Genomic DNA, 12059 nt, shown 5'->3' on the forward strand with positions numbered 1-12059 from the left:
AACGTTGACATAATTAAAAATATATTTTCAAATAGGAAATTATGTTTTAAAATTGGCAATTGATTGCCATTTCGCACGTTGCGTAGTGGTAAATCCAACGCCGACAGGGTGGTTCCACATGGGTAAGGTTGTGCACAGCAGTTTTCGTTACGACATTAACGGCTTGCGGGCCTGGGCCGTTCTGGCGGTCATTTTCTTCCACTTCGGCCTGCCGGGCTGGGCCGGCGGCTACGTCGGCGTCGACGTCTTCTTCGTCATTTCCGGCTATCTCATGACCGGCATCATCGCCCGCGCACTGGACGACGGCGCCGCAGCGCGCCCCGCCCGCTTCATGGGGGCGTTTTTTCTCGCGCGCGCCAAACGCATCTGGCCGGCGCTGCTGGCCATGTGCGCGCTGCTGCTGGTGGCTGGCTGGTTCGTCATGTCGGCACGCGAACTGGCCACGCTGGCCGATCAAACGGCCAGCGCGCTGCTGTTCTATTCCAACGTCAAGTTCTGGCGCGAAACCGGCTATTTCGCCGCCAGCGCGCACGGCATCTGGCTGCTGCACACGTGGTCGCTGTCGGTCGAATGGCAGTTCTACATGCTGCTGCCGGTGGCGATGGTGGCCGCCTGGCGGATACGGGCGTCGCGCCGCACGTTGATTGCCGTGCTGGCCACGGGCGCGTTGCTGTCGCTGGGCATGTGCCTCTACGCGGCGCGCCACAGCCCCGGCTCGGCGTTCTTCCTGTTGCCTTGCCGGGCGTGGGAAATGATCGCCGGCGGCCTGGCCGCGCTGGCCGTGCGCCAGGCGCCGGCCTGGCCGGCGGCGTGGCCTTCGCCGCCGTTCCGGCCCACCCTGCCCCGCCTGTTGGAACTGTCCGGTCTCGGCCTGATCGTGCTGTCCATCCTCGGCTTCGGCCATACGGCCTGGCCGGACTGGCGCGCGGCCGTGCCGGTGCTGGGCGCGGTGCTGGTGCTGGTGGCGGCGCGCCAGGATTCCGTGCTGACCTGCTCGGCGCCGATGCAGTGGATCGGCACGCGCTCGTATTCGATGTACCTGTGGCACTGGCCGCTGGCAGTCGGGTTGTATTACCTGGAGGCACGCAACTCGCCGGCCGCGATCGGCTGCGCGCTGCTGCTGACCGCGCTGCTGGGGCATCTGTCCTACCAATGGATCGAAACGGGCCTGCGCCGGCCGGTCGAGCGCCTGTCCGCCGCCGCCGCCTCGCTTGCCATGGCCTGTGCCTGCCTGGCCGTCATCCTCCCGGCCCGTATCATCAGCAGCGAACACGGTTTCGCCCAGCGCCTGCCGGCCGCCGTCGACGCGATGTTCCAGGCGGCCGGCGACCGCCTGGAGGCCGATCCCCGCTGTCAGATCCTCGCCAACGGCCACGACCGGGGCTGCGGCGCGGCCGGCCTGCCGGTGGCGGTCATCGTGGTCGGCGACAGCCACGCCGGCGCGCTGTTCGACGCCGTCGAGCGCGCGCTGCCGGCGAACGCGGGAGCGGCGATGCGCTGGACAATGGAAGGTTGTCCGCTGATGCGCGGGGTGCGCTTTGCCGCCAGCGCCTCGACCGATTGCGCGCGCTTCAACGATTGGATCCTGAACCAGGCGGCCAAGGCCTACCCCGGCGTGCCGATCGTCATCGTCAACCGCACCTCGTATTACCTCGAAGGAGCGAATGAGGACAGCGACGAGGACCCTGTCGCGCCGGCGATCTATTTCGACCAGCCGCGCAGCTCGCGCAGCGACGACCACTACCGCCAAGCCGCGCAGCGGCACGTAGAAACGGCCTGCGCGCTCGCCCGCGACCGGCGCGTCTTCATGCTGCGCCCGATTCCCGAAATGGGGATCGACGTGCCGTCGGCCAGCGCCCGGGCGCTGCTGTTCGGCGCGCGCCGCGACATCTCGCTGTCGGTGGCCGACTACCAGCGCCGCCACGCCAGGACGCTGGCCGCGCAGGACCAGGCGCACGCGCGCTGCGGCATCGTCCTGCTCGACCCGCTGCCCTACCTGTGCCCCGACGGCCGCTGCGACGCGGTGCGCGGCCAGCACGCCATGTACTTCGACGACGACCATTTGAGCCTGCACGGCGCGCGCACGCTCACGCCGATGCTCGCCGCGATGTTCGCCACGCCGCCCGGCCCCGGCCCGGGCCCATCGCCGGGCGCCTCGCCGCGCAGCCCCGCCTTGAGCGGCGCCGCCCGGACATTTTGACCGCTACGCCCGGGCGCGCTCGAGCACCAGGCGGATTTTGCGCGCCAGCGCCTGGCGCGTGTAGGGCTTGCCCAGCAACTCCAGGCCCGGATCGAGCCGACCGTCATGGACGATGGCGTTTTCGGCGTAGCCGGAGGTGAACAGCACCGCCAGCCCGGGCAATTTGCTGCGGGCGCGGCGCGCCAGTTCCGGACTGCGCAGCGGCCCCGGCATGATGACGTCGGTGAACAGCAGGTCGATCGGCACGCCGCTGTCGACGATCTCCATTGCGCCGACGGCGTCGGGGGCCTCCAGCACCGTGTAACCCAGTTCGCCTAGCATCTCGACGGCGATGTCGCGCACCGCGTCGTTGTCCTCGACAACCAGCACGGTCTCGCCGCCGCCGGCCAGCGCCGGCTCGCCCTCGCCCTCCCCCGCCGCCGGCGCGGCCTCGGCTGCGGCTTCCGGGCAGCGCGGCAGATACAGCCGCACCGTGGTGCCGGCGCCGACCTCGCTGGCGATGCTGACATGGCCGCCCGATTGCTTGACGAAGCCGAACACCATCGACAGCCCCAGCCCGGTGCCCTTGCCCTCGGCCTTGGTGGAAAAGAAGGGATCGAAGGCCCGTTGCAGCACCTCGGGCGGCATGCCGCTGCCGGTGTCGCCGACGGCGATCATCACATACTCGCCCGCCGCCACCTCGACGTGGGCGCGGGCATAGTCGTCGTCTAGCACCGCGTTGTCGATCACGATGGTCAGCTTGCCGCTGCCGTCCATGGCGTCGCGCGCGTTGATGCACAGGTTGAGCACGGCGTTTTCCAGTTGCGCGGTGTCGACGAAAGTGTGCCACAAGCCGTCGCCGATGCGCGTTTCGATGTCGACCTGGCCGTCGAGTGTGCGGCGCAGCATGTCGTCCATCCCGGCGAGCAGGCCGTCGATCCGGGCCACCTCCGGCTCGAGCGCCTGGCGCCGGCTGAACGCCAGCAGATAGCTGGCCAGCTTGGCGCCGCGCGTGACGCCGGCCAGCGCCCGCTCGACATAGCGCAGCGCGCCGTGGCCGGCGCCCAGCACCGCCGACAGCAACTGCAGGTTGCCGGAGATGATCTGCAGCAGATTATTGAAGTCGTGGGCGACGCCGCCGGTCAGCTTGCCGATCGCCTCCATTTTCTGCGCGTGCTGCAGGGCGGCCTCGGTGCGCTTGAGCACGGCGGCGGCCGCGCGCTCGGCGGTGCTGTCGCGGCCGATGCCGAGCAGATAGTTGCCGTTGAGGGCGCTGGTCCAGACGATGTAGACGAAATGGCCGTCCTTGTGGCGCAGCTGGATCTCCAGACGCGACGAGGCGGCCGCCGCCCGTATCAACGCCACGCGCGCGGCGACCTGATCGCGCTCGGCGGGATGCACCAGCGTGATGAACGGGCGGCCCGACAGCTCGCCCTCCTTCCAGCCCAGGGTGCGCGTGAACGCCGGGTTGATGGCCGCCACCGCGTCGTCGGCGTCCAGCAACAGCATCAGATCGCTCGACAGCTGCCAGATGCGGTCGCGGTCCTGCGTCAGCGCGTTCAGCTCGTCCTCCAGCGCGACCGAGAAGCGGGCGGCCTCGCGCATGGCCTGTACTTTTTCGGTGGTTTCAATGACGGTGTCGAGCATGCCGACAATGTGGCCGTGCTCGTCGAAAACGGGGCTGTAGCAAAATGTGAAATAGGCCTGCTCGCTGGCGCCGCTGCGGTTGACCACCAGCGGATAGTCTTCGATGAAGGTCGAGCGGCCCTGCCTGGTCAGCGCCCAGATCGGGTCCAGGCTGTCCCACACCTCTTCCCACACCTGCTGGAACGAGCGCCCCAGCGCGTCTGGCTTCCGGCCCAGGATCGGGCAAAAGGCGTCGTTGTAGATCATGACCTTGTGCTCGCCCCACACCAGACAGGACGGGAAATGGGAGGCCAGTACCAGGTTGGCGGTAATGCGCAACGCCGGCGGCCAGCCTTCGATCGGCCCCAGCGGCGTGGCGCCCCAGTCGTGCGCGGCCACGCGTGCGGCCATCACGCCGCCGGGCGCGAACCCGGGCGGGCTGACGGGGCTGTCGCGCGCGTCAGTCAAGCGGTTCACCATAGCCGCCGCCGCCCGGCGTTTCGATCACGAACACGTCGCCGGGGTGCATGTCGACCTTGCCGATGTGGCCCAGCCGCTCGACGCCGCCATCGGCACGCAGCACGGTGTTGCGCCCGAGCGCGCCCGGTGCGCCGCCGGCCATGCCGAACGGCGCGTGGATGCGGTTGTTCGACAGGATGGCCGCCGTCATCGGCTCGAGGAAGCGCACCTTGCGCACGCCGCCGTCGCCGCCGCGCCAGCGCCCGGCGCCACCGCTGCCGTCGCGGATCTCGTAGCTGTCCAGCCGCACCGGGAAGCGGAACTCGAGGATCTCGGGATCGGTCAGGCGCGAATTGGTCATATTGGTCTGCACCACGCTGGTGCCGTCGAAGCCCGGCCCGGCGCCGGAGCCGCCGCTGATGGTTTCGTAGTACTGGTATTTGGCGTTGCCGAAGGTGAAATTGTTCATCGTGCCTTGTGCCGCCGCCATCACTCCCAGCGCGCCGTACAAGGCGTTGGTGATGCAGGTCGAGGTCTCGACGTTGCCCGAGACGACAGACGCCGGATAATGCGGATTGAGCATGGAGCCCGGCGGGATGATCACCTTCAGCGGCTTGAGGCAGCCGGCGTTGAGCGGGATCTCGTCGTTGACCAGGGTGCGGAACACGTACAGCACCGCCGCCATGCACACCGCCGACGGCGCGTTGAAGTTGTTGTCCAGCTGGGCCGAGGTGCCGGCGAAATCGATCTCGGCGCTGCGGCTGGCCTGGTCGACCCGCACCGCCACCTGGATCTGCGCGCCGTTATCGAGCGGCAGCGTGTAGGCGCCGTCCTTGAGCGAGCCGATCACGCGGCGCACCGCCTCCTCGGCGTTGTCCTGCACGTGGCCCATGTAGGCTTGCACCACGTCCAGGCCGAAGTGCGCGACCATCTTGCGCAGCTCGTCGACGCCCTTTTGGTTGGCGGCCACCTGCGCGCGCAGGTCGGCCATGTTCTGGTCCGGATTGCGGGCCGGGTAGCGGGCGCCGGCCAGCAGGGCGCGCGTTTCGGCGTCGCGCAGGCGGCCGCCGTCGGCGCCGTCGACCAATTTGAAATTATTGATCAACACGCCCTCTTCCTCGATCATCCGCGAGTCCGGCGGCATCGAGCCGGGCGTGGTGCCGCCGATGTCGGCGTGGTGGCCGCGCGAGCCGACATAGAACAGGATGTCGCGCCCCGCCTGGTCGAACACCGGCGAGATCACGGTGACGTCGGGCAGGTGGGTGCCGCCGTTGTACGGATCGTTGAGCATGAAGACGTCGCCGGCGCGCATCTTGCCCGCGTTCTCGCGCATGACCGTTTTGATGCTCTCGCCCATCGAGCCCAGGTGCACCGGCATGTGCGGCGCGTTGGCGATCAGGTTGCCGTCGGCGTCGAAGATGGCGCAGCTGAAGTCGAGCCGCTCCTTGATGTTGACCGAATAGGCGGTGTTCTGCAGCCGCAGCCCCATCTGCTCGGCGATCGACATGAACAGGTTGTTGAAGATCTCCAGCATCACCGGATCGGCGCTGGTGCCGATGGCGCGCCGCTCCGGCAGCGCCGCCACGCGCCGCAGCACCAGGTGGTCGTGCGGCGAGACCTCGGCCTGCCAGCCCGGCTCGACGATGGTGGTGGCGTTGGCCTCGGCGATGATGGCCGGGCCGTTGACGATGTCGCCGATGCGGGTGGCCGAACGCTGGTACAGGCTGGTCTGGCGCCAGCGCCCGCCAGAGTACATGGGCACGATGGCGTCCGGCGCCAGGCCGGCGGCGCGCCGCGGCGCCGCTTCCACATGCTCGGCCGGCGCGTCCGACTTGCCGACCGCCTCCACCGACAGCGCCTCGACGATCAGCGCCTTGGCCTCCATCAGGAAGGAATAGCGCTTGCGGTAGGCCGCCTCGAACTGGGCCTGCATGCTGTCGTTGGTATCGAACAGCACGATCAGCGCCGAATCGGTGCCTTCGTAGCGCAGGTGCGCGCGGCGGATCAGGGCGATGCGCTCGTCGGCCACGCCCTGGCGGTGCAGCTCGGCGCGGGCCTGCTCGCCCAGCGCGTCCAGGCGCGCGGCCAGCCCGGGTTGCGATTGCTCCGTCAGGCGCGCCTCGACGGCCGCCTCGCGCATCGCGGTCTGGTCGGCCAGGCCCATGCCGTAGGCCGACATCACGCCGGCCAGCGAATGGACGAACACCGTCTTCATGCCCAGCGCGTCGGCCACCAGGCAGGCGTGCTGCCCGCCGGCGCCGCCAAAGCTGGTGAGCGTGTAGTCGGTCACGTCGTGGCCGCGCTGCACCGAGATCTGCTTGATGGCGTTGGCCATGTTGCCGACGGCGATCTCGATAAAGCCCTCGGCGACCTGCTCGGCGCTCGTCTCCAGCCCGGTGCTGGCGGTGATCTGCGCCGCCAGTTCGCCGAAGCCGGCGCGCACCGTGTCGGCGTCGAGCGCCTGGCGGCCGTCGGCGCCGAACAGCTGCGGAAAATGCTGCGGCTGGATTTTGCCGAGCATGACGTTGCAGTCGGTGACCGCCAGCGGCCCGCCGCGCCGGTAGCTGGCCGGGCCGGGATTGGCGCCGGCGCTGTCCGGGCCGACGCGGTAGCGGCTGCCGTCGAAATGCAGGATCGAGCCGCCGCCGGCGGCCACCGTGTGGATGCTCATCATCGGCGCGCGCATGCGCACGCCGGCCACCTGGGTGTCGAACACGCGCTCGAACTCGCCCGAGTAATGCGACACGTCGGTCGAGGTGCCGCCCATGTCGAAGCCGATCACCTTGTCGAAACCGGCCAACTGGCTGGCGCGCACCATGCCGACGATGCCGCCGGCCGGGCCGCTGAGGATGCTGTCCTTGCCCTGGAAGGCGCGCGCGTCGGTCAGGCCGCCGCTCGACTGCATGAACTGCAGGTTCACGCCCGGCATCTCGCCGGCCACCTGGTCGACGTAACGGCGCAGAATGGGCGACAGGTAGGCGTCGACGACGGTGGTGTCGCCGCGCGCGACCAGCTTCATCATCGGGCTCGCCTCGTGCGACACCGACACCTGCGTAAAACCGATGGCGCGCGCCGCCTCGGCCACCCGGTGTTCGTGCTCGTGGTAACGGTAGCCGTGCATGAAGACGACCGCCAGCGAGCGCAGGCCCTGGTCGTAGGCCGCTTGCAGGCCGGCGCGGGCGGCGTCGAGGTCGAGCGCGGTGACGATGTCGCCATGGGCGCCAACGCGCTCGTCGATCTCGATCACGTGTTGATACAGCAGTTCCGGCAGCACGATGTGGCGGTCGAACAGGCGCGGACGGTTCTGGTAGGCGATGCGCAGCGCGTCGCGGAAGCCGCGCGTGACGGCCAGCGCGGTCGGCTCGCCCTTGCGCTCGAGCAGCGCGTTGGTGGCCACCGTGGTGCCCATCTTGACGGCGCCGATCTGCGCCACGGGGATAGGCTTGCCTTTTGCAATGTCCATCATCTGGCGGATGCCGGCGATGGCGGCGTCGGCGTAGTGTTCCGGATTCTCGGACAACAACTTCAACGTGCGCAGGCGGCCATCGGGCGGACGCGCCACGATGTCGGTGAACGTGCCGCCGCGGTCGATCCAGAATTGCCAATCCATGCATGCCTCAAAACGCCAAGTGAAGCGCCTATTGTAGTGTGTGGGCGGCACGGGTGGAAGCGTCGTTCCTGCGGTGCAGGACAAATTTTGATGCTAAGATAACACCATGAATAGACTCTACTCCGTGGCCGAAATCCGCGCCATCGAACACGCCGCGGCAGCGGTACTCCCCGACGGCGCGCTGATGCAGCGCGCCGGCCAGTCCGGCGCCAACGCGGCGCTCGACATGCTGCCGTTCTCCACCAACCATGCCAGGGTGCTGGTGCTTGCCGGTCCCGGCAACAACGGCGGCGACGCGCTGGAGGCGGCCGCGCACCTGGCCTACGCCGGCGCCAACGTCACCGTGCTGCACTACCCGCCCACCGGCGAACCTTCGGCCGAGCGCCAGGCCGCGCTGCAACGCGCGCGCGTGAGCGACGTGCGCTTTGCCGATGTCACCGATACCGATGGTTCCGCCGAAGCGGCGGAAACGGCCGGCGGCGCCGAGGCGCTGGTGGCCGGCACCGACTGGAACCTGGTGGTCGACGGCTTGTTCGGCATCGGCCTGAAACGGCCGCTGAGCGGCGCGATGCGGGCGCTGGTGGACGCGGTCAACCTGCTCAAGTGCCAGGTGCTGGCGCTGGACGTGCCCAGCGGCCTGGACGCCGACACCGGCGCCATCGTCGGGCCGGACGGGGTGGCCGTGCGCGCCACGCACACGATCACCTTCATCGCCGACAAGCCGGGCCTGCACACCGCCGAGGGCCGCGATTATGCCGGCCTGGTGGATGTCTCGCGGCTGGAAATCGATGCCGCCCTGTTCCCGCCGGCCAGCATGCATGTGAACGACGTCAAGCTGTTCGCGCGCCACCTGCGCCCGCGCCAGCACAATTCGCACAAAGGCAGCTACGGCAACGTGGCGGTGATCGGCGGCGCGCGCGGCATGGCCGGCGCGCCGTTGCTGGCCGCGCGCGCGGCGCTGCACGGTGGCGCCGGCCGGGTGTACGCCTTGTTTGTCGGCGAGCCGCTGCCCTGCGACGCCGGCCAGCCGGAGTTGATGTGCCGTGGCGCGGAAGATTTCGATCTGGAGACAGCCACCCTGGTGATCGGGCCCGGGCTGGGGGCGTCGTCGGCGGCGGCCGATTTGCTGGCGCGCGCCATCGCCTGCGACGGCGCCTTGCTGGCCGATGCCGACGCGCTCAATCTGATCGCGGCCACGCCGCCGTTGGGCGCGGCGCTGGGCCAGCGCAAGCACCCGGGCGTGCTGACGCCGCATCCGCTGGAGGCGGCGCGGTTGCTGGAGTGTTCCGTTGGAGAGGTGCAGGCCGACCGGGTGCTGGCGGCGCGCAAGCTGGCGGCGGCGTTGAACGCGGTGGTGGTGTTGAAAGGCTCGGGGACGGTGATCGCGGCGCCCACCGGCGCGGTGGTCATCAATACGACCGGCAATCCGGCGCTGGCGACAGCCGGAACCGGCGATGTGTTGGCCGGTTTATGCGGTAGTTTGATGGCGCAGGGCTGGCCGCAGTGGGAGGCGGCGCTGGGCGCGGCCTGGCTGCACGGCATGGCGGCCGATGTGCTGGTGGCCGACGGCGCCGGGCCGATCGGCCTCACCGCCGGCGAACTGATACCGGCAATTAGAGTGGCGTTGAACCGCATGGTGCAGCACCACGGCAGGTAACCCCGTTACACCAAGCGGCCGGCGGCGATGGTGATGGTGCGGCCGCAACGCGCGGCCATCGACTGGTCGTGGGTGACCAACACCAAGGTCGAACCATGCTGGCGGTTCAATTCGAACATCAATTTGATGACCGATTCGCCGGTGGCCGCGTCCAGGCTGCCGGTCGGCTCGTCGGCGAACAACAGCGGCGGCTCGGTGACGAACGCGCGCGCCAGCGCCACCCGCTGCTGCTCGCCGCCGGACAGGTACTTGGGATAGTGCTTCAAGCGGCTGCCAAGGCCAACCCGGTCCAGCATCGCCTCGGCCTTTTCGCGCGCATGCGTGGCGCCGCTCAATTCCAATGGCAACATGACATTTTCGACCGCCGTCAAATGCGCCAGCAACTGGAACGACTGGAACACGAAGCCCAGCTTTTCCTTGCGCAGCGCGGCGCGGCCGTCCTCGTCGAGCGCGTAGATGTCCACGCCGTCGAGCACCACCTTGCCGGAACTCGGGGTGTCCAGACCGGCCAGCAAACCGAGCAAAGTGGACTTGCCCGATCCGGAAGCGCCTACAATGGCAAGCGTCTCGGCTTTTTGCACGGTAAAATCCACCTCGTGCAAAATCGTCAGTTCACCACTGGCATCGGCGACCCGCTTGGCCAGGCCGCTGACGGCGATGGCGGGACTCGCGAGCAGCGAGGCCGGCTGCGCGGCGGGCGCCGTGCCCGCCGTGTTATAACCACCGCCGCCGGGACCATCCGGCACGAAATTGGAAGACGCTTTAGGGAAATCGGGCATGCGAAATGTATTGAGTAAGTTGGTAACAGATTTATCGAAGAAACTAAGTGTACACGCACTGGCCGCCCTGCTCATGTTGTCGGCAGCGGCGAGCGCCTATTCTGCACCAAAAACCGTGCTTGTGCTCGGGGACAGCCTGTCGGCCGAATACGGCCTGGCGCGCGGCGCCGGCTGGGTGGCGCTGGCCGAGAAAAAGCTCAAGGACGAGAACATCGACGCCGTGCTGGTCAACGCCAGCGTCAGCGGCGAGACCACCAGTGGCGGCCGCACCCGCCTGCCGGCCCTGCTGGCCAAGTACAAACCGACGCTGGTCGTCATCGAACTGGGCGCCAACGACGGCCTGCGCGGGCTGCCGGTCAAGGCCGCCGAAGCCAACCTGCGCGCCATGAACGAGGCCGCCACCAAGGCCGGCGCCAAGGTCATGCTGGTGGGCATGCGCATACCGCCCAACTACGGACGCGACTATTCAGAGCAATTCTTTGCCATGTATGGCACGTTGAGCAAGGAATTCAAGGCGCCGCTGGTGCCCTTCATGCTCGAAGGCGTCGCCGACAAGACCCAGCTGTTCCAGCCCGACCGCCTGCACCCGCTGGCCCAGGCCCACCCGATCATCCTGGCCAATATCTGGCCGGTGCTGCAAAAAACCATCAAGGCAAAATGAAGTATCCGGAAATTCTCGGCATCGACGAGGTGCTGCATCAATTGAGCAGTTTCGACGCCATCATCGACGCGCGCAGCCCGTCCGAATACGCGCTCGACCACCTGCCCGGCGCCATCAACGCGCCGGTGCTCGACGACGAGCAACGCATCCGCGTCGGCACCATGTACAAGCAAATCAACTCCTTCGAGGCCAAGAAAGTCGGCGCGGCGCTGGTGGCGGCCAATATCGCCAACCACCTCGAGCGGCTGTGGCTCGACAAGCCGCGCGAATGGCGGCCGCTGGTCTATTGCTGGCGCGGCGGCAACCGCAGCGGCTCGATGGCGCACATCCTGGCCAAGGTCGGCTGGCCGGTGGTGCAGCTCGACGGCGGCTACAAGGCCTTCCGCGCGCACGTCAACGCCGCGCTGGAGGTGGCGCCGCCGCTGCGCTTCAAGGTCGTGTGCGGAACCACGGGCAGCGGCAAGAGCCGTTTGCTGGAGGTGTTGCACGCGCATGGCGCGCAAGTGCTGGACCTGGAACAGCTGGCCGCGCACCGGGGCTCGGTGCTGGGCAACCTGCCCAGCCAGCCGCAGCCGAGCCAGAAGGCCTTCGAGACCGCCATCTGGGATACCGTGCGCCGCTTCGACCCGGCGCTGCCGGTGTTTGTGGAATCGGAGAGCAAGAAGGTCGGCAACCTGCGCGTGCCGACGGCGCTGATGGAGACGATGCGGGCGTCGGACTGCATCTCGCTGACGTTGTCGCGCGCCAATCGCGTGCGCTTGCTGCTGGAGGATTACCAGCATTTCCTGGTCAGTCCGGCGTCGTTGAACGAGCAGCTGGAACATCTGACGGCGCTGCACGGGCGCGAGACGATCAACCGCTGGCAATCGATGTCCGATGGCGGACAAATGGCGCCGCTGGTCGAGGAATTGCTGGAGCGGCACTACGACCCGGCATATTTGCGCTCGATCGACCGCAACTTCGTCAAATTCGGCCAGGCCACAGTGCTTGAGCTTGACGATATCGACACAACCGCCTTCGACAAGGCGGCGGCGAATTTGAGCGCCACGACGCAGTAACCGCCACGCCACACCAAAACAGTGCGTCCC

General features: G+C 68.3%; 7 protein-coding genes. 4 read left to right on the forward strand and 3 right to left on the reverse strand.

The features are described from left to right. Nucleotides 1–118 precede the first annotated feature (118 nt). Nucleotides 119–2200 carry an acyltransferase gene (locus NHH73_17135; protein USX24351.1) on the forward strand — a complete coding sequence of 694 codons (2082 nt, stop codon included), beginning with the start codon at nucleotides 119–121 and terminating at the stop codon, nucleotides 2198–2200. Between the two features lie 3 nt (nucleotides 2201–2203). Here NHH73_17135 and NHH73_17140 read toward each other — a convergent pair whose 3' ends face one another. Beyond that, nucleotides 2204–4282: an ATP-binding protein gene (locus NHH73_17140; protein USX24352.1), complete on the reverse strand. Its 2079-nt coding sequence runs from the start codon at nucleotides 4280–4282 to the stop codon at nucleotides 2204–2206. After that, nucleotides 4266–7874: a hydantoinase B/oxoprolinase family protein gene (locus NHH73_17145; GenBank protein ID USX24353.1), complete on the reverse strand. Its 3609-nt coding sequence runs from the start codon at nucleotides 7872–7874 to the stop codon at nucleotides 4266–4268. The genes NHH73_17140 and NHH73_17145 overlap by 17 nt, the downstream gene beginning before the upstream one ends. A 106-nt stretch (nucleotides 7875–7980) precedes the next feature. Between NHH73_17145 and NHH73_17150 the strand changes: the two genes are divergently transcribed. Continuing rightward, nucleotides 7981–9531 carry an NAD(P)H-hydrate dehydratase gene (locus tag NHH73_17150; GenBank protein ID USX24354.1) on the forward strand — a complete coding sequence of 517 codons (1551 nt, stop codon included), beginning with the start codon at nucleotides 7981–7983 and terminating at the stop codon, nucleotides 9529–9531. A gap of 5 nt (nucleotides 9532–9536) precedes the next feature. Here the strand turns inward: NHH73_17150 and NHH73_17155 are convergent, their stop codons facing one another. Continuing rightward, entirely contained in the window at nucleotides 9537–10175 is a 639-nt protein-coding gene (locus NHH73_17155; protein USX29643.1) for an ABC transporter ATP-binding protein, read from the reverse strand. Between the two features lie 208 nt (nucleotides 10176–10383). Between NHH73_17155 and NHH73_17160 the strand changes: the two genes are divergently transcribed. Together NHH73_17160 and mnmH are read left to right on the forward strand one after the other, a co-directional pair. Next, nucleotides 10384–10971 (forward strand): arylesterase, encoded by a 588-nt coding sequence (locus tag NHH73_17160; protein USX24355.1) that lies wholly within the window; start codon nucleotides 10384–10386, stop codon nucleotides 10969–10971. Continuing rightward, on the forward strand, nucleotides 10968–12029 hold the full coding sequence (gene mnmH, locus NHH73_17165) for a tRNA 2-selenouridine(34) synthase MnmH (GenBank protein ID USX24356.1): 1062 nt from the start codon (nucleotides 10968–10970) through the stop codon (nucleotides 12027–12029). The genes NHH73_17160 and mnmH overlap by 4 nt, the downstream gene beginning before the upstream one ends. Nucleotides 12030–12059 lie beyond the last annotated feature (30 nt).

Source organism: Oxalobacteraceae bacterium OTU3CINTB1 (assembly GCA_024123955.1).
In the GTDB taxonomy this organism is placed as follows: domain Bacteria; phylum Pseudomonadota; class Gammaproteobacteria; order Burkholderiales; family Burkholderiaceae_D; genus Rugamonas.